A 20,531-nucleotide genomic window follows, 5' to 3' on the forward strand; every position below is an offset into this window, starting at 1 on the left:
GGAAGGTGATCTTCGGGCGTTGACTGTCCGCGAATATCGAATACCGTATACGCTACCAATTTCCGGGCAGCGGCGAGTCGCTGCCTTGATTCTGAGCAGACAAGCCACCTCGGAAAGGGTAGCCCGCCATGAAGTTCACATTCGCCTTCGCGTTGTCGGCTGTTGCGCTGGCCTCCGCCGTCAGTGCCCGGGCCGACGAGGCCACCCTGCGGGCCGCCACCTTCACCACGATCAACACGACCTGGGGCGCGCCGTTCAAGCTGTTCGCCGATCACGTGAACGAGGTGGGCAAGGGCGAGGTGAAGATCGACATCATCGGCCCTGAGGCGCTGCCGGCCACCGAGCAGCCGAACGCCCTGCGCGACGGGCTCATCGACATCGCCGTCACCGTGCCCGGCCACTACAAGCAGATCGTGCCGGAGGCGAATGCGCAGGATCTCTCGAACATGCTGCTGGAGGAACAGCGCGCCTCCGGCGGATACGCCCTTCTGCAGGACGTGATCCGCCAGAAGCTGGGCGCGGAGATGCTCACCTCCTACGGGCCGGGGGTGAAGTTCCACCTCTACCTCACCGAGGACATCGCCTCCGCCGCCGACCTGGACGGCATGCGCATCCGCAGCCAGCCGCTGTTCAACCCGTTCCTCGCCGCGCTGGGGGTGAGCCCGATGACCCTGCCGATCCCGGATGTCTACACCGCGCTGGAACGCGGCGTGGTGCAGGGCTACGCCTTCCCCGCCTGGGGCATCCAGGACCTCGGCTGGGACAAGATGACCCGGGTCCGGGTGGAGCCCGGCTTCTACAACGTCGTGGTGAACGTGATGATGAACGAGGCGCGCTGGCAGGGCCTCACGCAGGCGCAGCGCAAGGTGCTGACGGACTCGGTCGCCTGGTTCGAGACCACCATGCAGGGCTACATGGCCGATCTCTCCGAGCAGAACGCCGCCGCCCAGGATGCCGCCGGCATCAAGGCGGTGGATCTCGGGGCGGATTTCGCCACCCGGGCGAGCGACGTCTACTGGGACGAGCTGGAGAAGATCAGCCCGGACGCCATCCCCGCCCTGCGCGCGAAGCTGATGAAGTGAGCGCGATGGCCCCCCTGCAGCCCGTGACCCCGGCGGTGCCGGCCCGCTGCCGGCGCGGGGCGAGGGTGTCATGATGGCCCTCGCCCGCGCATACGCGCTCTTCGTCGCCGCACTCGCCTGGGTGGCGGGCCTGCTGATCTGCTTCCTCGTGGTCGCCATCGGCGCCGAGGCCATCCTGCGCAGCCTCGGGCTGGGGGTGATCCGCGGCGTGGTCGACCTCTCCGAGCACGCGATGTTCAACATCGCCGTGCTGGCCGCGCCCTGGATCCTGCGCCACAACCTGCACATCCGCGTGGACGTGCTCGTCACCCACCTGCCCAAGCGGCTGGGGGAGGCGGCGGAGCTGCTCACCAGCCTCACCGGCCTCGTCACCTGCGCGGTGATCACCTGGTACGGGGTGCGTGTCTTCGCCACCTCCTGGAGCCGGGGCGAGCTGATCTTCAGCGAGCTCATCATCCCGGACTGGTGGCTGCAGTGGCAGATTCCGCTCGCCACCGCGCTGCTGGCGGTGGAATTCGCCCGGCGGGTGGCGCTGGCCGCCCGTCCGCTCCGCTCCGGGCGCGCGGGCCCGGCCGAGCCGATGGCACCGCGCATCGAGGACGGGATCTGACATGGTCGAATGGCAATTCGCACTGCTGGTGATGTTCGGCGGGGTGGTGGGGTTCCTGCTGCTCGGCCTGCCGGTGGTCTTCTCCTTCCTCACGGTCAACATCATCGGCGCGCTGATCTTCCTCGGCGGAGACCTCGGCCTGCTGCAGATGGTGCGCAACATGCGCTCGGCGGTGGCGCAATACGCGCTGGTGCCCATCCCGCTCTTCGTGCTGATGGGCGAGGTGATGCTGCACACCGGCATGGCCGCACGCTCGATCAACGCGATCGACCGGGTGATCTCCCGCGTGCCAGGCCGCCTCTCCATGGTGGCGGTGATCGGGGGCACGGTCTTTTCCTCGCTCTCCGGCTCCACGCTGGCGAATGCCGCCGTGCTGGGCAAGACCCTGCTGCCGGAGATGCGCGCGCGCGGCTATGCGCCCACCATCGCCATCGGGCCCATCCTCGCGGTGGGGGGCGTCGCGATGCTGATCCCGCCCTCCGGCCTCGCGGTGATGCTGGGCTCGCTGGCGCGCATCTCGATCAACGACCTGCTGCTGACGGCCATCGTGCCCGGCATCCTGATGGCCATCGCCTTCTTCGCCTACATCGCCATCCGCTGCCGGATGAACCCGGCCCTCGCGCCGGCCTATGAGGTGGAGGCGCTGCCGCTGCGCGACCGCCTCATGCCGCTGGTGAAATACGTGCTGCCACTGGTGGGCATCTTCGTGGTGGTGGTGGGCAGCATGATGACCGGCGTGGCCACGCCCACGGAATCCGCCGCCCTGGGGGTGATCGCCTCGGTGATCGCCGGGGCCTGCTACCGCTCGGTGACGCTGGCCAACATGAAGGAGGCGGTGATCGAGACGCTGAAATTCTCCGCCATGATCCTGTTCGTGATCTGCGCCTCGGGCACCTTCAGCCAGATCCTCGCCTTCTCCGGCGCAACCCAGGCGGTGGCCGATCTCGTCACCACCTTCGGGCTGGCACCGCTGGCGATGACGGTGGCCATGCTCTCGGTGCTGGTGCTGCTGGGCTGCTTCATGGACCAGGTGTCGATGATGATGCTCACCCTGCCGGTGTTCATGCCCATCATCGCCGCCACGGGCATCGACCCGCTGTGGTTCGGCGTGCTGATGCTCATCGCGCTGGAAATCAGCCTGTGCACGCCGCCCTTCGGCCTGCTGCTGTTCGTGATGCAGGGCGTGGCGGGGCGCGAGACGCCGATCTCGACCATCTACGCGGCGGTGGTGCCCTTCCTGATCCTCGAGTTCGCGGTGATGGCGCTGCTCGTCATCTTCCCCGGGCTCGTGCAATGGCTCCCGGACCTGCTCCGCTGAGCGGTGTCTCCCGGGGACGGGAGCGACCTGCCCCCGCAGGCCCGGCCTGCGGGGGGCTTTTCAGGGCGTTGCGGCCTGCCGCCCGATGCGCGCCAGCGCCAGCCCCGCTCCGGCACCGAAGAACAGCCCCCCGGTGAGCCGGTGGCGCAGCGGCCCGAGCCGGGTGAGCGCCGGGCGCGCCCGCTCGGCGCAGGTGACCCAGAGCAGGTCGCCCGCCAGCATCACCGCCAGATGCACCGCCGCCGCCTGCACCAGCCCGGCGGCGCCCGCGTCCGGGCCCACGAACTGCGGCAGGAACGCGGCGCTGAACAGCAGCGTCTTCGGGTTGACCGCCGCCACCAGCAGCCCGCGCAGCAGCAGCCCGGCCGAGGGCCGCGGCTCCTGCGCCGGCATCTCCGCCGCCGCCGCGCCCCGGCGCCATGACCGCCAGCCGAGCCAGAACAGGTAGGCCACCCCCAGCCAGCGCAGCCAGGAGAAGGCCCCGGCCGCGTGCTCCAGCAGCGCCGCCAGCCCCAGCGCCACCAGCACGAGCTGCAGCCCCACGCCCAGCGTCGTGCCGAGCACCGTGGCGATGCCCGCGCGCTGCCCGTGCCCGAGAGTGGTGGCGATGATGAGGGCGACGTTCGGCCCGGGAAGGGCGACGAGCGCCGCCGTCGTGCCGGCCAGCGCCAGAGCTGCGTGAAGATCCATGCGTCCGCCTCCGATGAATGGGGTCCGTCCCCAGTCTGGCACGACATCGCGCGCCGAGCCAGCCACCTGCGCGCGGGCGGCAGCGCTCGGCGGAGACGGCCCCCCCGGCACGACCACCTGACCGGCCCGCGGCCTCCCGCCGGGGGCGCCAGGGCTCTGCAACCCACCGGCCGAGGCGGGGGAGAGGACGGGGCGGACCGGGACTCCGGGGGCCCCATCGGGGCGCTTTCGTGAACCGGCGGCAGGCGGACCGACCGGCTGGGCTGTCAGGACCCTGCAATGTGGAGCGCATGTCCCCGCGGGGCCGGGACGTGGCGCGGAGCCGCAACGGGCGGGCCAGGCGCGCGCACGGGGAGAGGCGGATCGACGTGCCCGACGGCGCGCGCAGGGGCCCTCGCGCAGCAGACCGCTCGCGGAGCCGGCACGGGCGCAGGTGTCGCCGTGTCGCGTGGGCCGGAGGGGGACTTCCCCTCGGGGGCATCGAGCCCCGTCGGGAAAGGGCCGGCGGGGCCGGCCGGCGCCCGGCGGTGCGCGGGTGCACGATGGCTCCGGACCGGCGTGCACCCGCGCGCCGGGCCCGGCCTCACCGGAGGGCGTGACGCTGGCGCGTCCGATCGGGCCTCGCTGGAGGGTGTGGCGCAGACGCGTCCGGCCGGGTCGCGCCGGGGGCCGTGACGCAGGGCGCGCCGGGTCAGCAGGCCAGCAGCAGGGCCTGGAGCGCGTCGGCGGGCATGGCTTCCGCCAGCGCCAGCATCAGGAGGATGCGCAGCTTGTTGGGCGCGAGCGATCCGCCCGAAAGAATGCCGTCTGCGGTGTTGTAGGCCTGCAGCGGCACGCGGCCGCGCGGGGCGCGGGAGCTCTGGACGACGGTGACCCCGGCCGCCACGGCGCGTTTCAGCGCGGCGCGCTCGCCCGGCGTGCAGCGGCCCGGGGGCATTCCGGCACTCACGATGGCCCGGGCGCCGGCGGCGATGAAGGCATCGATGGCGGCACCATCCGCCCCGGCGTGAGAGAAGGCGATATCGACCCGGGGCAGGGCGCGCGCATCGGCCGGCAGGGCGAAGCGGCGCGGGCGGGGCGGGGCCTGGCGGGCGAGGCGCAGGGTGCCGTCGGCCTCGACGAGGCCGAGGGGGCCGAATTCGGGCGCCTCGAAGGCGTCGAGGGCGAAATTCGCGGTCTTGCTCACGTCACGCGCATCGAAGAGCGTGGCGTTCATGCTCAGGCAGGCGCCGGGCGCGAGGCGTCCGCTCGCCGCCGCGGCGATGGCGGCGCGCAGGTTCGGGCCCGCGTCGGAACCTTCGGTGTTGGGCGGGCGCTGCGCCCCGGTGAAGACGACCGGCAGAGGGGCCGCGCAGGTGAGCCAGGTGAAGAACGCCGTCTCCTCCATCGAGGCGGTGCCGTGGGTGACCACGATGCCCGAAAGGCCCGGCTCCGCCCCCCGCGCGGCGATCTCCGCGCCGAGCGCGCACCAGTCGGCGGCGGTGATGCCGGTGGAGGGCAGGGTGCGGAAGGAGTGCGGCACCGCCTCGACACCGGGCAGGCCGGGGGCGAGCTCGGCCAGCACCTCCTCCACCGGGCGGATGATGCCGGTGTCCCCGTAATCCACCCAGTCGCGCGCATGCGCGCCCATCATCGCGAAGGTGCCGCCCGCGCCGATGACCGCGACGCGCCGCGCGCTCACGCCGGCGCCCCGGCGAGGGCCACGAGAACCGCCTCGCCCTCGACGCGCACGGCATAGGTGGGGGCGTCCTTCTCGGCCGGGTCGCCGGCGGGTTTGCCGTTGCGGTAGTCGAAGAGCCCGCCGTGGAGGGGGCACTCGATGACGCAATCCTCGGTGTCGCAATAGCCCTCGGAGAGCCAGGCCTGGCCATGGGTGCACAGGTCGTCGAGCACGTAGAACTGCGCGCCGTCGTTGATGACGCAGAGCCGCTTGCCGGCGGCGGTGAAGCTGCGGGCCTCGCCCTCCGGCACGTCGCCGGTGGCGCAGAGGCGGGTCCAGTCGCTGTCGGTCATACGGTCTCCGTCGGGGCTGTGGCGGGGGCGTGGAGCGGGCGCAGCGCGCCGGTGATCTCGCGCGCGGCGGAAAGGCCGTGGCGGGTGCAGTACTCGGCGATCCAGTCCACCGCCTCGGTCATCGTGTGGGGGTGGATGAAATTCGCCGTGCCCACCTGCACGGCCGTGGCCCCGGCGAGCATGTATTCCACCGCATCCTCTCCGCAGGTGATGCCGCCGCAGCCGATGACCGGGATGCGCACCGCCTTCGCGCACTGGTGGACCATGCGCAGCAGGATGGGCTTTACCGCCGGGCCGGTGAGCCCGCCCATCACGTTGCCGAGGCGCGGGCGCATGGTCTCCGCGTTGACCGCCATGCCGAGGATGGCGTTGCCGACGATCAGGGCCTCGGCCCCCGCCTCCTCCGCCACCCGGGCGAAGACGGTGATGTCGCCCACGTTGGGCGTGAGCTTGGCCCAGACCGGTGTGCGGGTGGCCGCCACCATGCGCTCGATCACCTCGCGCGTCGCCTCCGGGTCCATTCCGAAGGCGCGGCCGTCGGCCTTGAGGTTGGGGCAGGAGATGTTGGCCTCGATCGCGGCGATGCGCGGGTCGGAGATATAGGCGGCGAGCTTGCCGAAATCCTCCGCCGTATCGGCCGAAACCGAGGCGATGAGCGGCGCGTCGCAGGCCGCATAGGCCGGCAGCGTATGCTCCAGCAGGTAATCGGGCCCCTTGGAGGGGATGCCGATGGAGAACAGCGTCGCGTCGCGATATTCCGCCACCCGCGGCGGCAGGGTGCCCTGGCGCAGGTCCGGCGTGATGGTCTTGAGCACGATGGCGCCGAGCCGGCCCATGTCGATCACCTGCGTCATGCCCTCGGCAATGGTGCCGGAGGCGGGCATGACCGGGTTCTTCAGCGTGAGCGAGCCGATGCGGACCGAAAGGTCCGGTGCAGTGGAGCTTACCATCCCATGGCCTCCTCGAGGGTGAAGACCGGGCCGTCCCAGCAGACCCGGCGGTATTCCTCGCCCCCACCGGGCAGCGCCACGGGGATGACGCAGGCGTAGCACATGCCCAGGCCGCAGCCCATGTGCTGCTCCAGCGCGATCTCGCCGGTGATGCCCCAGGAGCGGGCGAGCCCGCGCGCGAGGCGGAACAGCCGGTTGGAGCCGCAGGTGGCGATGTAATCGAAGGCGCGCTCGTCGTGCAGGGCCGTGAGGTGCGGCTCCATCTCCTCCGGGGCGGAGGAGCCGTCGGTGTCGACCACCTCGATCACCCGGGCGCCGGCGGCCGCAAGCTCGGCGCGCGACATCACCAGCTCCGGGCTGCGGGCGCTGAGCACGGCGGTGACCGCGGCGCCGCTCTCCGCCGCGAGGCGGGCGAGCGGGGCCATGGTGGCAAGGCCCACGCCGCGGCCGAGGATCATCACATGGCGCGTGCCCTGCGGCAGGGTGAAGCCGCGGCCCAGCGGCCCGAGGGCGTTCAGCGTCTCGCCCGGGCGCAGGGTGGCGAGGCCGCGGGTGCCCTTGCCGGTGACCTTGTAGAGAAAGCCGATCTCGCCGCGGGCGCGGTCGATGCGGTAGATGCTCATCGGGCGGCGCAGGAAGGGCTGGCCGGCCTCGGTGGCGGGGCAGAGCAGGTGGAAGAACTGCCCGGCCCGGGCGCGCAGGGCGGCCTCCGGGGCGCGGGCGATCATCAGCCGGTACTCGGCATTCACCGCGTCATTGGAGACGATCTCGCAGAGCGCCTCCTCGATGGGAAAGCCGGCGCGCGCCTCGGGGGCGGGGCTCAGGGCGGTGTCGGGCATCAGAAGGACTCTCCGGCAGGGATGAGGCAGCGCAGCGCCTCGGGCGTGTCGGCAAGGGAGATGGCGTGGAGGCTCTCGAAGCGCATCGCGGCGATGCGCCAGCCCTCGGGAAGCTGTGCCCAGCTCTGGGCCACGCGGCCGGTGAGCAGGACCACACGGCCATCCGCCTCGCGGATACCGAGCTCGAGGAGCCGCCAGGAGGCGGTGGCGGAGCCGCCCTCCACCCCGATCAGCGGCTGGCCGTAATGGTGGGCGGTGAACTGCCAGGGGCTCACGCGGAAGAAGGCCTCGATTGCCGCGCGGCCCTGTCGGTCACCGCCGAAATCGCCGCCCTGCCAGAGGGCATCGGGGGCGAAGCAGGCGGCCTGACCGGCGGCGGCACGGTCGATCTCCGCCCGGGCCCGCTTCGCGCGCAGGGCGGTGTATTTCGCATCGGCCGCGGTGGCGTAGCGCTCCATCACTTCGGCGATGGCGGCGCAGGCCTCCAGCCGCGCGAGCCGCTCTTCCAGCGTCATCCTGCCGCCCTCACCCGGTAGAGGAGCGCGCGGCCCTGGGGCACGAGCGCCCGGCGCGCCCCGGCGGGGATCAGCGCGCCCTGTCCGGCGGAAAGCGCGTGGCGCGCGCCGTCGCAGGTGAGGGTGAGCGCGCCTTCGAGCACGGCAAGCATCTCCTCGGGGCCGGTGGCCTCCGGCGCCTCGGCTTCGAGCCAGCCGAGATCGACCGAGAGGGAAGCGCCCTGCGCGTGGTAGGGGGCGGCGCCCAGGCCGGACTGTTCGACGCGCGGGCCGCTCATGCTTTCTCTCCCATCGGGTAGAACACCTGCGAGGCGCCCTTGGCGCCGTATTCGGCGCGCGGCGGGGTCACCACGTTGAGGCGCAGGCACATGCCCTCGGCGTCGAAACTGTTCACGCCCGAATGCGGCGCATCGGCGGGCATGATCATCACGGAGCCCGCCTCCAGCGCCACCGTGCTCTCGGGCGCCGCCCCGTCCGGGCCGAGGCCCACGGTGCAGCCGCCGCGCAGCTGCAGGGTGGCCTCTTCGCCGTGCGCGTGGGACTTCGGCGGGATGTCCGAGCCCTTGGCGGCGCGGAAGTTCACCACGCCGACCGAGAGCGCGTCACCCACGACGGACTGCATGTAGAGCCCGTCCGCGACCACCTCGCGCAGGCCTTCGGTGAAGGAGAAGATCTGACAGCTTGCCATCCCGGCCCCCTCAGAGCGCCGGGCGCAGGCGGTGCGCCTCGTCGGGCGCGAAGCGCTTGGACTCGTAGCCGTCGATCACGGTGGCCTGCGGGTCGTAGGACTCGATGGCGGGTGCCACCTCGGCCAGCGACATCAGCATGTAGAAGAGGTTCTTCGTGGGGGCGTCCATCGCCTCCGGGTCGGGGAAGCCGTTCGCGTCGATATGCGCGGTCATCGCCTCGACATGCGGCAGCACGGCCTCGGCGAAGGCCTTGATCCCGGGGAAGGGCGAGGTGACCCGGCGCAGGTTGCGCAGGGTCTCGGTGGCAAGGCACCAGTCGGACCAGGGCTCCAGGTCGGCAAAGGCGGCGGGCAGGATGGCGGTCATCAGAGGATACCTCCGGCAAGGGCGGTCTGGCGGGCGATGTCGGGGTCGCGCCCGTCCTTCTCGAGGCCGGCGCGGATCATCCGCTCCACCACCACGGCCTGGTGGCGCACCATGATCTCGTAGTCCTGCAGGACCATCTCCTTCTTGGCGCGGGTCTCGGCGGCGGCCTGGGTGATCTCCAGCGTGGAGAGGTCCTCCAGCAGCACGTCGCGCAGCGCGACCTTCATGTATTCCTGGTAGAAGCGGCCGCCGGAGGTCTTCATCTCCGGGTAGTAGACGCGGGCCTCGAAGATGGTCTTGTTGTGCGCGATCGGCCGGAAATTGTAGGCCTGGAAGTAGTTCGGCCGGCAGGAGAGGTAGAAGTCCGGGAAGATCACGTTGATGTCGAAGGCCCAGTTCGGGTGGCCGGTCCAGTTCAGCGCCTTCGGCAGCTTGAGGTCGGAGAAGTCGAGCTTCGTGCCGTCCTTTGCCACTTTCAGCGCCTTGCCGGCGATGGCGCGCGCGGTGCCGGAGCCGGAGATCGAGTCTTCCGCGCCCGCGCCGCCGGTGGCGGCCTTGGGGTTGCCGTAGACCGACTTGGGGTTGCCCGCGATGGAGAGGCGGCGGTGATGGGCGCCGCAGACACCGTCGATCGGGTGGAGGTTGCCCTCCTCGTCCTTGTCGAGCGCGTCGGCGATGGAGCGGGCGTGCACGTAGCCCACGTGGTAGGTCTCCTGGAAGGCGTCGAGCGCGGTCTTCCAGTTGCAGTCGAAGACGGTGTTCCAGGAGTAGCAGGCGGTGAATTTCTCGAACGGGTAGCCGTCGAGCTCGCCGTACATCGGCTCCAGGAAGTCCTTCAGCGAGAGTTCCGGCTCGGGGTCGAGGCAGATGAAGATGAACCCGTGCCAGGTGTCCACGCTCACCGGGGTGAGGCCGTATTTCGACTTGTCGAGGTCGAAGAAGGACTTCTCGTCCGGCACGCCGGTGAGGCTGCCGTCGAGGTCATAGGCCCAGCCGTGGAACTTGCAGAAGAACTTCCGCGTGGTGCCGCAGGGCTCATAGGCCACGCGGTTCAGCCGGTGCGAACACACGTTGTGGAAGGCGCGCACCTGCTTCTTGCGGTCGCGCGTCACGATGATGGAGGAATCGAGCACCGGCATGTCGCGCACGAAATAATCGCCGGTCTTCGCGATCTCCTCCACCCGGCCGACATGCAGCCAGGTCTTCTTGAAGAGGTATTTCTTCTCCAGCGCGTACCAGGCCTCGTCGACGTAAGGCCCCACGGGAAGGTTGTCGCGGCCGAGCTCCGGGTAGCGGTCATGGAGGCTGGGTTTGGATTGCTGATTCATGGCATCACCTCGTGTTTGAGTATACCGTATACGTTATTCGCAGGTTTGCAAGCCCTGCGGACGGGCCGGCCGGGGCCCGCGCCGGATCAGTCGAAATCCTCCTCCAGCCCGTGGATGCGCGAGAGCACGTGCTCGGGCGTGAAGGGCTGGCGGCGCACGCTGGCGCCCAGCGGGGCGAGCGCGTCGTTCACCGCGCACCACATGGCGCCGAGCGCGCCCACGGTACCGGCCTCGCCCACGCCCTTCGCCCCGAGGAGGGACTGGCGGGTGGGGGTCTCGATGTGGCGCACCACGATGTCGGGCATGTCCGCAGCCATGGGCACCCGGTAATCTACCAGGCTGCCGTTGGTGAGCTGGCCGTCGGCCGAGTAGCGGCATTCCTCGAAGAGGGCGGCGCCGATGCCCTGCACCACGCCGCCGCGGATCTGGCCGTCCACCAGCATCGGGTTCACGATGCGCCCGCAATCATCCACCGCCCAGAAGCCCAGCACCCGGGTGAGGCCGGTCTCCGCCTCCACCTCCACATGGGCGGCGAGCACGCCGTTGGTGGCGAGGTAGGGCAGGTCCGGCGGCAGGAAGCTTTCGGTCACCTCCAGCGCGGGCGCGGTGCCGCCGGGCAGCAGGTAGGGGCGGAAGGCCACGGTCTCGGCAATCTCGCGGAAGCTGATCCGGGCGCCGCCCGGCCCCTCCAGCCCGCCTTGCGCGAAGCGCAGCGCCTCCTCGGGGCATTGCAGCAGCGGGGCGGCCACGGCGCGCAACCGGCCCGCCAGCCCGCGCGCCGCGCGCAGCGCCGCCTCGCCGCCGAGCGCCATGCCGCGCGAGGCCCAGGCCCCGCCGCCCACTGGGGTGGCGCCGGTGTCCCCCGCGATCATCTCCACCGCCTCCGGCGCCACGCCGAGGGTTTCGGCCACGATCTGCGCGAGGCCGCCCAGCGTGCCCTGGCCCTGGTCGGTGACGGAGGTGCGGCAGGTGAGGCTGCCGTCCGGCTCCAGGCTCAACCGGCAGGTTTCCTGTGCGGCCACGCGCACCTGCTGCGGCCCGTAGAGCTGCGCGCCCACGCCGGTGAGCTCGACGAAGGTGGTGAGGCCGATGCCCCGGTACACGCCCTCGGCGCGCAGGGCCGCCTGTTCGGCGCGCAGGCCGGCATAGTCCATCTCCGCCAGCAGCATGTCGAGGCAGGCGCGGGTGGTGAGGCTCTCGAGCACAACGCCGGTCTCGGTGGGGCCGGGGGTTTCGGGCGCCGCGCGGTAGTTGCGCCGGCGCATCTCGGCGGGGTCCAGCCCGCAGGCGGCGGCGGCCATGTCCAGCATCTGCTCCATGATCGCGAAGGCGATGGGCTGGCCCACGCCGCGGTAAGCCCCCACCGGCGCCTTGTTCTGGAACCAGGCCCGGGCGCGGGCGGCGTAATGCGGCACGCGGTAGGCGGCGGGGGCCAACTGGATGGCCTGCAGCGCATCGCCCACCGAGCCGCGCGGGTAGATCGAATAGGCGCCGAGCCCGGCGGCGAACTCGATCTCCAGCCCCAGGATGCGGCCCTCCGCGTCCACCCCCAGCCGGGCCTCGGCCTGGGCCTCGCGGGCATGGGCGTCGGCGAGGAAGCTCTCCAGCCGGTCGGCGGTGAACTTCACCCGGCGCCCGGTGAGCACCGCCAGCGCCACGGCGGCGATCTCGTCCGGCAGGGCGTGCAGCTTGCCACCGAAGGCCCCGCCCACGTCGGGGGCGATCACCTGCACCCGGCCCAGCGGCAGGCCGAACAGGTCAGCATAGATCTGCTGCATCTGGAACGGCGCCTGGTGCGACTGGTGGACGGTGAGCCGCCCCGTGCGTCGGTCGAACCCCGCATCCACGGCCCGGCCCTCCAGGCTCACCGCCGTCTGCCGCCCGAAGGAAAAGCGGTGGCGCACCACATGCGCCGCGCCCGCCAGGGCCGCGGCGGCGTCGCCGTATGCAATGCTGCGGTCCAGCGCCTGCTGCGGCTCCCAGGCGGCGGGGTCGAAGCCCGGCTCGAAGATGTCGGGCGGCAGGATGGCGGGGTCCAGGTCCTCGAACTCCACCCAGGCAAGCTCCAGCGCGCTCTCCGCGGCGCGGCGGCTTTCGGCCAGCACGGCCACGACCGGCTCACCCTGATAGCGCACGATCTCCCCCGCCAGCGCCTGCTGCGGCGGCGAGACATGCCGGGGCAGGGCGGCGAGGCGCGTCTGCCACGGCCCGCACACCGCTGCGAGATGCTGCGCGGTGTAGACGCCGGTCACCCCCGGGGCGGCGCGGGCCTCGTCCAGCTCCGTCGCCAGGATGCGGGCATGGGCATGCGGGCTGCGCAGGAAGGCGACATGCGCGGCGCCGGCGGCGTCCAGATCGTCGGTGTAGCGGCCCAGCCCCTCCACCGTGCGGCGGGCGGAGGCGCGCGGGGCGGAGGCGCCGATCAGTGTCCGGTCAGCGGGCATCGGCGGTCTCCTCCCGGGCGCGGATCACGTCCATCGCGGCGTCCACGATGGCCTCGTAGCCGGTGCAGCGGCAGAAGTTGCCGGAGAGCGCGGCGCGCACCGCCCCGCGCTCCGGCGCCAGCCCGGCGCCGATCGCCTCGTGCAGCGTGGCGAGCATGCCGGGGGTGCAGAAGCCGCATTGCAGCGCGTTGCGCGCCACGAAGGCCGCCTTCAGCGCCCGGCCCAGCGGGTCGTCCAGCCCCTCCACGGTGCGGACCCGGGCGCCGTCGGCCTGCACGGCGAGCATCAGGCAGCCGCGCACCGCGACGCCGTCCACCTCCAGCGTGCAGGCGCCGCACACCCCGTGCTCGCAGCCCAGGTGGGTGCCGGTGAGGCCCAGCTCGCCGCGCAGGAAATCCGCGAGGCTGGTGCAGGCGGAGATTTCGGCATTGACGGGCCTGCCGTTCACGGCCATCTGCACGCGCACCGTTCCGGAGGCTTCGGGATCAGGGGTCATATCGCCACATTCCATTGGTCAGTCCGACGTATTCCGTATACTAAGAACGCAATACCCGGCCGGGGGGCGGCGTCGCAGGGGGGTGCGGCCCGCCGGAACCGGGGGGAAACGAGAGGAAACAGATGAGAAAAGCCATCGTCCGCGTCGCCGACCTGCGCCAGCAGGTCTACGACAACCTGAAGGAGCGGATCACCCGCGGCGAGTTTCCCATGGACCACAAGTTCCAGGAAATCAGCCTCGCGGAGGAGCTGGGCGTCTCCCGCACCCCGGTGCGCGAGGCGCTGGCCCTTCTGGTGCGGGACCGCATCCTGGTGCAGGCGGTGCGCGGCTTCCGCTTCCCGGAATTCGGGCCGGAGGAGATCGTCGAGATCACCGAGATCCGCCTGCGGCTGGAGCCCTACGCGGTGCGCCTCGCGGTGGAGGTGCTGAGCGCGGAGAAACGCACCGCACTGGCCGGGCTGATCCGCGGCGAGATCGCCCGTCACGGCGAGGCCGACACCTGGGTTGCCGCGCACCGCCGGGTGCGCGCCGCGCTGTTCGCGCCGGTGCGCAACAAGCGCCTGATCGAAGCCATAGCCCATTACGAGGACACCATTCATTTCATGCGCGTCAACACGCTGCAGGACGCGCGCTGGCGAGGGCTCTCGGTCGGCGGATCGGCGAAACTGGCCGATGCCATCGAGGCCGGCGATGCCGGGGCCGCCGAGGCGGCCCAGGCCACGTTGCTGGGGCTGGCGCGGGATTCCTTCCTCGCCTGGAGCGCGGAGAACGCCTGAGCGCCGGCCCGGGGCGGCCCCGGCCCCGGCCCCGGCCCCGGCCAGGCTCAGTCCGCCGAGAGCAGGGCGCGCAGCTTCGCGATCGGCTCCGGGCTCGCCTCGGAGAGCTCCTTCCAGTAACGGTCCGCGGCCATCTGGCGGAACTCCGGCCCGAAGTCGATCGAGGTGATGCCGGCGGCGGCCTGCGCCTCCAGGTTCTCCCGGGTCTTGTCCTTCGACCAGCTCTCCATGTCCTTCTCGAACCAGGCGGCGGATTCGGTCAGCACCTGCTGCTGTGCGTCTGTGAGGCTCTCGTATTTCGCCTTGTTCATCAGCACGTTGACGATGACGGAGTAGAAGCCAGGGTCCACCCGCATCCTGGTCATCTTGTCCCAGCCGAAATCCTGTATGCCCCAGACCGGCCAACCGTAGCCGTCGATCACGCCGCGCTCCAGCGCGGTGAACACCTCGGTGGGCGCGATGGTCATGGACTCGATGCCAAGCGCCCGGAACAGCGCGCCGTAGTTCGGCTGCGCGCGGATGCGCATGCCCTTGAGGTCCTCCGGCCCGGTTATCTCCTTCGTGGTGTAGATGTGGAAGGGCACGTTCACGCCGTAGGTGGTGAGGTAGGTGGCGCCGAAGCGTTCTCCCGCCAGCTCATCGAGATAGGCATAGGCGCCGGAGGCGCGCTGCTCGGCCAGCGTCATGTCGGTGAGCAACTGCGCGTCGCCCTCGATCATCTGGCCCTTGTAGTAGGCCGGCGGGATGGAGGCCATGTCGAGCACGCCGGTGGAGACGGCATTCGCCTGCTCGGAGGGCGGTATCGCCTCCGGCCCGCCGACGACGCGGATCTGCAGCACGCCCTTGCCCACCTCGTTCACATGGTCGACGAAGCGCTTGAACGGCTCGCCATAGGTGGTGGGCAGCGGCACGAAGACGCCGGCCTTGAGGGTGACCTCCTCGGCGGAGGCGAGCGTGGCCGTGCTCAGCAGAGCGGCCAGGGCGGCGGCGCAGAAGCTTGCGGTGGATGTCATGCTGGGATTCCCTGTTGGTGGTTCTCGTTTTTCAGATGGTCCGGCGGGCCGTCGGCCAACCGGGGAAGGCAACGGCGCAGCAAGGCGCCGGCCTGCAGGCGGCGCACCGCGGCATGGGCCATCGGCTCCATCTCCGCGGTGACGGCGGCGGTGATCTCGGCAATGCAGGCGGCGTCGAAGGGGCGGTGGAGGGCGATCTCCCGCGCGGCCGCGCTGGGGCGCGGGCAGGGCTCTGGGCCGAAGATCACCAGGTCCAGCGCCACCGTGCGCCCGCCCTCCGCGCGCCGGCGCGCGGCCAGCCCCACCTCCGGAAAATCGCCGTGGCGCCGGGCGATCTCGTCGAACACGAAGCGCTCGCCCGGGGCCGCCACGGGCAGGGAGACGCCGGTGAGCAGCTCGTCCTCGGCCAGATCGGTCTCGAACAGCCCGCTGTAGAAGCTGCGCGCCGGAACCGAGCGCGCCCCGCCCGGGCCGCTGATCTCCAGCAGCGCGTCGAGGGCCACGGCGCAGGCCGGCATCTCGGCGGCGGGGTCCGCGTTGGCGAGGCTGCCGCAGGTGGTGCCCCGGTTGCGGATCGCGGCGTGCGCCACATGCGGCATGGCCGCGGCCACGAGGGGGCAATGCTCGGCCACCAGCGCCGAGCCGGCGGTCTGCGCATGGCGCACCAGCGCGCCGATCAGCAGCCTGTCGCCCGCGCGGCGGATGCTGTCGAGCCCGGGAATGCGGTTGATGTCGATGACCAGCACGGGCGCGCTCAGCCGCATCTGCAGCGTGGCGACGAGGCTCTGCCCGCCGGCGAGGATCCTCGCGCCGGGGTGCTCCGCCAGCAACCGGACCGCCTCGGCCACCGTCTCGGGGCGGGCATAGCGAAAGGGGGGCGCCTTCATCCGGTCTCCTGCCTGGGCGTGGACCCCGCGGGCAGCGGGGAGGGGGTGGGAGATAAGGCCTTGCCGGCCGTGTCGGTTGAATATACCGTATACGCAATACGTTTCAACCGAAATCCGGAGCGTTTCATGGCCGAAGACACTCCCCGCAGGGACACCACGCTGGAAACCGTCGTGATCGTCGGCGCCGGGCATGCCGGAGGGCGCGCGGCGCTGCTGCTGCGCCGCCACGGATTCGCCGGGCGCATCCTGATGCTGGGCGCCGAACCCGCGCTGCCCTATGAGCGCCCGCCGCTCTCCAAGGGGTTCCTGAAGGGCACGACCAGCGCGGCCGACATGTCCCTGCGCAGCGCGCAGGACTGGGCGGAGGCCGGCATCGAGCATATCGGCGGCTGCACCGTGACCCGGATCGACCCGGAGAGCCGCCGTGTGACCCTGGCCGACGGCCGCAGCTTCGGCTTCGACCACGCGATCTGCGCCACGGGCGGCCGGGCGCGCCCGCTGGCCCTGCCCGGGGCGGAGGCGCTGCTGATGCTGCGCGACCTTGCCGACGCGCGCGCCCTGCGCAGCCGGCTCGGCTCCTGCCGGCGGCTGCTGGTGGTCGGCGGCGGGGTGATCGGGCTCGAGGTGGCGGCCACCGCCGCCGGGTGCGGCTGCGCGGTCACGGTGCTGGAGGCGGGGCCGCGGGTGATGGCACGCGTGCTGCCGCCGGAGGCCTCCGCCTGGCTGGCCGGGCTGCATGCCGGCAACGGGGTGCAGATCCGCACCGGGGTGACACTGGAGCGCGTCCTGCCGCGCGGCACCGGCATTGCGGCGCAGACCGCCGAAGGGTGATCGAGGCGGATCTCGGCCTCTGCGCCATCGGCATCCTGCCGGAGCCGGGGCTGGTCTCCGGCGCGCGTCACGGTGCCTCCCACGGGCTGCTCACCGATGAATATTGCCGGGTGGAGGGCGCGGGACCCCACGTCTATGCCATTGGCGACATTGCCGAAACGCCGAACCCCGTGCTGGGCCGCCCGCTGCGGCTGGAGACATGGCGCAACGCGGAAACCCAGGCCGCCGCCGTGGCCCGCACCCTGTGCGGCACCGCCACGCCGGCCTGCGAGACCCCGTGGATGTGGACCGACCAGTTCGGCTGCAACATCCAGGTGGTCGGTGTGTGGGAGGGCCGCGGCGAGAGGCTGTGGCGCGGGGCGCCCGGCGCGCCGGGATCGGTGCTCTTCTGGCACGAGGGGGGCCGGCCCCTCGGCGCGGTGCTGATCGACGCGGGCCGCGAGCGGCGCTTCGTCGAAGGGCTGGTGGCGGCGGGAAACCGGTGCGCCCGGAGGCCCTCGCCGACCCGGCGCAGCGGCTGAAGTCCCTGCTCCCGAGCGCCGTTCCGGCGGCCTGACCCGGCGGCGCCCCGCCCCTCCCCTCCCTCCCAAGCCGCAGGACCTCACATGCGCTTCACCCTCATCGCCCATGTCACCGCCACCGACCCTGCCGCGCGCCTCTCCGACGCCGGGCTCGCCCACACGCGGGAGGTGCTCGCCGCCACGCCGGGCGTGACCATGGCGAGGCTCTACACCCCGGCGACGGCGCGGGATCTCTACACCGACGACGGCCCCTCGCCGGCGCTGGCCTTCCAGCTCTACTTCGACGAGCTGACCGCGCTGGAGGCCGCCGCGGGCCCGGCCGGCCCCCTCCGGCGCTGGCCGACGGCTGGCGGGATCTGCCGGCGCCACGGTGGCGCACCAGGCCATGCTGGTGCGGGCCTTCCCGGTGCCCGAGCCGAAGCCGGGAGGCACGCCGGAGGCCTGTTCCTACCTCGTGCATTACCCCGGCGCGGCGGAGGACCTGAACGCCTGGCTCACCTACTACATCGCCCATCACCCGCGGATCATGGCCACCTTCCCGGGGTGCGCGAGATCGAGATCCTCACCCGGGTGGACTGGTGCGACGCCCTGCCCTGGCAGCAGCGCGTGGCCTTCATGCAGCGCAACCGGCTGATGTTCGACAGCCCCGCCGCGCTGGAAGCGGCGCTGCAATCCCCGGTGCGGCACGTGATGCGGGCGGATTTCGAGAATTTCCCGCCCTTCGAGGCAGCAACCTGCATTTCCCGATGTTCGCGGAAACCCTGACCCTGGCCGGCTGAACCCGGCCCGCTCCCGCCGCTCCGCGGCCGCGCGGGCCGGAGGCGGCGCTTGCGCCACGCCCGATGCCGTGCCCTGCGGCCGGCGCCGGAGCAGGGCGGGGTGACGGGCCGGTCCGCCGGCGCCGCCGCACGAGGCGGGGCAGCCGCGCCCCGCACGGGCCGGGCAACACGCAGGTTCGGTCCCGGGCGCCCTGCCGGGCCCGGGAGATGCGCGGCAGGTGTCGGAGACGGCGGGAGCGGGCCGGGTGCAGCCGGCGTGCGGGCCCGGTGGCTCAGCCGCTCACCGTCATCTTGTCGATGCCGTAGATCCGGTCCACCACGATCAGCGCCACCACCGCCAGCAGCAGTTGCAGCGTGCTCAGCGCGGCGATGGAGGGGTCGAACTGGTGCTCCATGTAGCTCAGCATCACCACCGGCAGGGTGTTCGTGTCCGCCGAGCCGAAGAAATAGCTCACCGGCAGGTTGTCGAAGGAGGTGAGGAAGGAGAACAGCGAGCCCGCCATGATGCCCGGGCGGATCAGCGGCAGGGTGACATGGCGGAACACCGCGAGCGGGTTCGCCCCGAGGATGGCGCCGCCTCCTCATAGGCGCGCGGCACGGAGCGGTACCCCCGCCACCGTGCGCACCACGTAGGCAGGCACACCACCGTGTGGGTGACGAGCAGCGCGGTGAAGGAGATGCCGATCCCCACCCAGGACAGGAAGAACAGCCCGCGAAGCGATCACGATCATCGGCATGGAGAGCGGCGAGAGCAGGAAGGTCATCACCGCCCCGGCCCAGCCGGCCCGGGAGCGGGCAAGGGCCAGGCAGGCCGGGATGCCGATGAGGCAGGAGAGCACGGTGGCGCCCACCGCCACCTCGAAGGACACGATCAGCGATGCGATGAACGGCTCGTATTCGAAGATGTGCCAGAACCATTTCAGCGACCAGCCGGGCACCGGAAAGGCCACGTAGGAGGCGGAGGTGAAGGAGACCACCACCACCACCAGGATGGGGGCGAGCATGAACACGAAGAAGACCACCACGAAGGCGAGCAGGCCGAGGGAGGCCCAGTCCGGGCGGGCGATGCGGGCCATCCTCAGCCTCCCTGCCGGCGCACGAGCCGGAGCTGCAGCCACAGGCAGACGAGGGCGATCACCAGCAGGATGGTGCTCATCGCGCTGGCCATGCGAAGTCGCGCGTGGTGTTGAACTGCTGGTAGATGAGCAGCGGCAGGGTCTGCAGCCCGCCGCCCAGCAGCACCAGGGTGACGAAACTGCCGTTGGCGATCATGAACACCAGGATCGCCCCGGTGCCCACCCGTCGAGCGACAGCGGCAGGGTGACCTCGAAGAAGGTGCGCAGCCGCCCCGCGCCCAGCGTCTGGGCCGATTCCTCCAGCCGCCGGTCCACCCCCTGCAGCACCGAGGCGATGGAAAGCACCAGAAGGGCACCACAATGGACCAGGGGCGGCGACGGCGATCTCCGGCGAGTTCAGCAGCCGCAGCGGCCGCTCGATCAGGCCGAGCTGGTCCACCAGCAGGTTGTTCACCAGCCCGCGCCGCGCGAACAGCACCTGCCAGCCGAAGGTGCGCATGATGATGGAGGTGAGCAGCGGCGCGATGAGGAGGAAGATCACCACTCCGGACCATTTCCCCGCCTTGCGCACCAGGAAATACGCCACCGGGTAGCCGATCAGCGCGAGATCAGCGTGACCCCGGCCGAGAGCGCCACCGTCTCGAAGATCACCCCGAGGTAGAAGCGGTCCGACAGCAGCTCCCCGTAGCGCGCCAGCGTGAAGCCGCCCTCCTCGCCCAGGAAGGAGCGGTTGCCGTTGTCGATGAGCGGCGCCACGAAGAACCCGGCGAGAAACAGCACCGCCGGCAGCACGAGCATCCAGGCCCGCAGCACGGGGCGCGGGCGGGGCGGGGCGGCGGGGCTCACGTCAGTCATGGCACGTGTCCGGAGTGAGGGCCCCGCGCCGGATGCGGCACGGGGCAGGGGCGCGGCGGACGGCGGCGGGGCTCAGCCGCCGATCTCGCGGTTCCAGCGGTCCACCCATTCGTTGCGCACCTCGATGATCTGCGCGTAGGGCGGGAAGACGGTCTTCTCCCAGGGGGTCACACGGGTGGCGAGCACTCGTCAAGGTGACGTTCTTGTTGGTGACGCCGTAGTTCATGATCTTGGCGAACTTCGACTGGTTCTGCGCGTCGAGCACCTCGTTCACGTAGTCCCAGGCCAGCGGTCGGCGTTCTTCGGGATCTGCACCGCGACACCGTTGAGCGAGCCGCCCTCCTCGGGGTTGATGAAGTCGATCCACTCCGCCCCGCTGTCATAGTGGTTCCAGGTGCGGCCGTCGAAGTAGATGCCGAGGTCCGCCTCGCCGGAGGAGAGGTGGTTGAAGAA

The 20,531-nt window shown here is 71.5% G+C and carries 25 protein-coding genes; 7 read left to right on the forward strand and 18 right to left on the reverse strand.

The features are described 5' to 3' along the window. The first annotated feature begins 128 nt into the window (after positions 1-128). The 3 genes from dctP (FDP22_RS22615) to FDP22_RS22625 all read left to right on the forward strand — a co-directional run bounded on the left by dctP (FDP22_RS22615) (position 129) and on the right by FDP22_RS22625 (position 3,010). Positions 129-1,082: a TRAP transporter substrate-binding protein DctP gene (gene dctP / locus FDP22_RS22615; RefSeq protein ID WP_138576867.1), complete on the forward strand. Its 954-nt coding sequence runs from the start codon at positions 129-131 to the stop codon at positions 1,080-1,082. A gap of 70 nt (positions 1,083-1,152) precedes the next feature. Continuing rightward, complete coding sequence (locus FDP22_RS22620) at positions 1,153-1,692, forward strand: TRAP transporter small permease subunit (RefSeq protein WP_138576864.1); 540 nt, start codon at positions 1,153-1,155, stop codon at positions 1,690-1,692. A 1-nt stretch (position 1,693) separates the two neighbouring features. After that, the gene (locus FDP22_RS22625; RefSeq protein WP_143972298.1) at positions 1,694-3,010 is read left to right on the forward strand and encodes a TRAP transporter large permease; all 1,317 of its coding nucleotides are present in this window, start codon (positions 1,694-1,696) and stop codon (positions 3,008-3,010) included. A gap of 60 nt (positions 3,011-3,070) precedes the next feature. Here the strand turns inward: FDP22_RS22625 and FDP22_RS22630 are convergent, their stop codons facing one another. The 12 genes from FDP22_RS22630 to FDP22_RS22685 form a co-directional block, all read right to left on the reverse strand. Beyond that, the gene (locus FDP22_RS22630; RefSeq protein WP_138576862.1) at positions 3,071-3,700 is read right to left on the reverse strand and encodes a LysE family translocator; all 630 of its coding nucleotides are present in this window, start codon (positions 3,698-3,700) and stop codon (positions 3,071-3,073) included. Positions 3,701-4,391: 691 nt separating this feature from the next. Then, on the reverse strand, positions 4,392-5,381 hold the full coding sequence (locus tag FDP22_RS22635; protein WP_239032023.1) for an asparaginase: 990 nt from the start codon (positions 5,379-5,381) through the stop codon (positions 4,392-4,394). After that, positions 5,378-5,713 (reverse strand): non-heme iron oxygenase ferredoxin subunit, encoded by a 336-nt coding sequence (locus FDP22_RS22640; protein ID WP_138576860.1) that lies wholly within the window; start codon positions 5,711-5,713, stop codon positions 5,378-5,380. The genes FDP22_RS22635 and FDP22_RS22640 overlap by 4 nt, the downstream gene beginning before the upstream one ends. Further along, complete coding sequence (locus FDP22_RS22645) at positions 5,710-6,663, reverse strand: dihydroorotate dehydrogenase (protein WP_138576858.1); 954 nt, start codon at positions 6,661-6,663, stop codon at positions 5,710-5,712. Before FDP22_RS22645 ends, FDP22_RS22640 begins: the two co-directional genes overlap by 4 nt. Beyond that, positions 6,657-7,502 (reverse strand): dihydroorotate dehydrogenase electron transfer subunit, encoded by an 846-nt coding sequence (locus FDP22_RS22650; RefSeq protein WP_138576856.1) that lies wholly within the window; start codon positions 7,500-7,502, stop codon positions 6,657-6,659. The genes FDP22_RS22645 and FDP22_RS22650 overlap by 7 nt, the downstream gene beginning before the upstream one ends. Continuing rightward, complete coding sequence (locus FDP22_RS22655; protein WP_138576854.1) at positions 7,502-8,017, reverse strand: nuclear transport factor 2 family protein; 516 nt, start codon at positions 8,015-8,017, stop codon at positions 7,502-7,504. The genes FDP22_RS22650 and FDP22_RS22655 overlap by 1 nt, the downstream gene beginning before the upstream one ends. Continuing rightward, positions 8,014-8,295 (reverse strand): cupin domain-containing protein, encoded by a 282-nt coding sequence (locus FDP22_RS22660; RefSeq protein WP_138576852.1) that lies wholly within the window; start codon positions 8,293-8,295, stop codon positions 8,014-8,016. Before FDP22_RS22660 ends, FDP22_RS22655 begins: the two co-directional genes overlap by 4 nt. Beyond that, positions 8,292-8,705 carry a cupin domain-containing protein gene (locus FDP22_RS22665; RefSeq protein ID WP_138576850.1) on the reverse strand — a complete coding sequence of 138 codons (414 nt, stop codon included), beginning with the start codon at positions 8,703-8,705 and terminating at the stop codon, positions 8,292-8,294. Before FDP22_RS22665 ends, FDP22_RS22660 begins: the two co-directional genes overlap by 4 nt. A 10-nt stretch (positions 8,706-8,715) precedes the next feature. Next, positions 8,716-9,072, reverse strand: a complete 357-nt coding sequence (locus FDP22_RS22670) for a hypothetical protein (protein WP_138576849.1) — start codon at positions 9,070-9,072, stop codon at positions 8,716-8,718. Next, positions 9,072-10,400, reverse strand: coding sequence for an aromatic ring-hydroxylating oxygenase subunit alpha (locus FDP22_RS22675; protein WP_138576847.1), 1,329 nt, complete (start codon positions 10,398-10,400; stop codon positions 9,072-9,074). The genes FDP22_RS22670 and FDP22_RS22675 overlap by 1 nt, the downstream gene beginning before the upstream one ends. Positions 10,401-10,486: 86 nt before the next feature. Further along, positions 10,487-12,844, reverse strand: coding sequence for a xanthine dehydrogenase family protein molybdopterin-binding subunit (locus FDP22_RS22680; RefSeq protein WP_138576845.1), 2,358 nt, complete (start codon positions 12,842-12,844; stop codon positions 10,487-10,489). After that, a complete protein-coding gene (locus FDP22_RS22685) occupies positions 12,834-13,340 on the reverse strand; it encodes a (2Fe-2S)-binding protein (protein ID WP_138576843.1) in 507 nt (168 codons plus the stop codon). Before FDP22_RS22685 ends, FDP22_RS22680 begins: the two co-directional genes overlap by 11 nt. Before the next feature lie 122 nt (positions 13,341-13,462). Here FDP22_RS22685 and FDP22_RS22690 point away from each other — a divergent pair, with 122 nt between their 5' ends. Continuing rightward, positions 13,463-14,116, forward strand: a complete 654-nt coding sequence (locus tag FDP22_RS22690; RefSeq protein ID WP_138576841.1) for a GntR family transcriptional regulator — start codon at positions 13,463-13,465, stop codon at positions 14,114-14,116. Positions 14,117-14,163: 47 nt separating this feature from the next. On the opposite strand, the gene dctP (FDP22_RS22695) is transcribed toward FDP22_RS22690, so the two are convergent. Further along, positions 14,164-15,129 (reverse strand): TRAP transporter substrate-binding protein DctP, encoded by a 966-nt coding sequence (dctP, locus tag FDP22_RS22695; protein WP_138576839.1) that lies wholly within the window; start codon positions 15,127-15,129, stop codon positions 14,164-14,166. Beyond that, positions 15,126-16,016 (reverse strand): FAD binding domain-containing protein, encoded by an 891-nt coding sequence (locus tag FDP22_RS22700; RefSeq protein WP_138576837.1) that lies wholly within the window; start codon positions 16,014-16,016, stop codon positions 15,126-15,128. The genes dctP (FDP22_RS22695) and FDP22_RS22700 overlap by 4 nt, the downstream gene beginning before the upstream one ends. Before the next feature lie 126 nt (positions 16,017-16,142). Between FDP22_RS22700 and FDP22_RS22705 the strand changes: the two genes are divergently transcribed. The 3 genes from FDP22_RS22705 to FDP22_RS22715 all read left to right on the forward strand — a co-directional run bounded on the left by FDP22_RS22705 (position 16,143) and on the right by FDP22_RS22715 (position 18,133). Continuing rightward, on the forward strand, positions 16,143-16,847 hold the full coding sequence (locus FDP22_RS22705) for an NAD(P)/FAD-dependent oxidoreductase (protein ID WP_143972299.1): 705 nt from the start codon (positions 16,143-16,145) through the stop codon (positions 16,845-16,847). Continuing rightward, positions 16,844-17,368 (forward strand): oxidoreductase C-terminal domain-containing protein, encoded by a 525-nt coding sequence (locus FDP22_RS22710; RefSeq protein WP_143972300.1) that lies wholly within the window; start codon positions 16,844-16,846, stop codon positions 17,366-17,368. The genes FDP22_RS22705 and FDP22_RS22710 overlap by 4 nt, the downstream gene beginning before the upstream one ends. Before the next feature lie 84 nt (positions 17,369-17,452). Further along, positions 17,453-18,133: a hypothetical protein gene (locus FDP22_RS22715; protein ID WP_239032024.1), complete on the forward strand. Its 681-nt coding sequence runs from the start codon at positions 17,453-17,455 to the stop codon at positions 18,131-18,133. Between the two features lie 286 nt (positions 18,134-18,419). Here FDP22_RS22715 and FDP22_RS25025 read toward each other — a convergent pair whose 3' ends face one another. The 4 genes from FDP22_RS25025 to FDP22_RS25315 all read right to left on the reverse strand — a co-directional run bounded on the left by FDP22_RS25025 (position 18,420) and on the right by FDP22_RS25315 (position 20,078). Continuing rightward, positions 18,420-18,716, reverse strand: a complete 297-nt coding sequence (locus FDP22_RS25025) for an ABC transporter permease (protein WP_430226154.1) — start codon at positions 18,714-18,716, stop codon at positions 18,420-18,422. 12 nt (positions 18,717-18,728) lie between these two features. Then, entirely contained in the window at positions 18,729-19,223 is a 495-nt protein-coding gene (locus FDP22_RS25030) for an ABC transporter permease (RefSeq protein WP_239032026.1), read from the reverse strand. Positions 19,224-19,299: 76 nt separating this feature from the next. Continuing rightward, a complete protein-coding gene (locus FDP22_RS25400; protein ID WP_430226127.1) occupies positions 19,300-19,767 on the reverse strand; it encodes a hypothetical protein in 468 nt (155 codons plus the stop codon). Positions 19,768-19,820: 53 nt separating this feature from the next. After that, complete coding sequence (locus tag FDP22_RS25315) at positions 19,821-20,078, reverse strand: hypothetical protein (RefSeq protein WP_143972301.1); 258 nt, start codon at positions 20,076-20,078, stop codon at positions 19,821-19,823. Positions 20,079-20,531 lie beyond the last annotated feature (453 nt).

This window comes from Paroceanicella profunda (assembly GCF_005887635.2).
GTDB classification, from domain to species: domain Bacteria; phylum Pseudomonadota; class Alphaproteobacteria; order Rhodobacterales; family Rhodobacteraceae; genus Paroceanicella; species Paroceanicella profunda.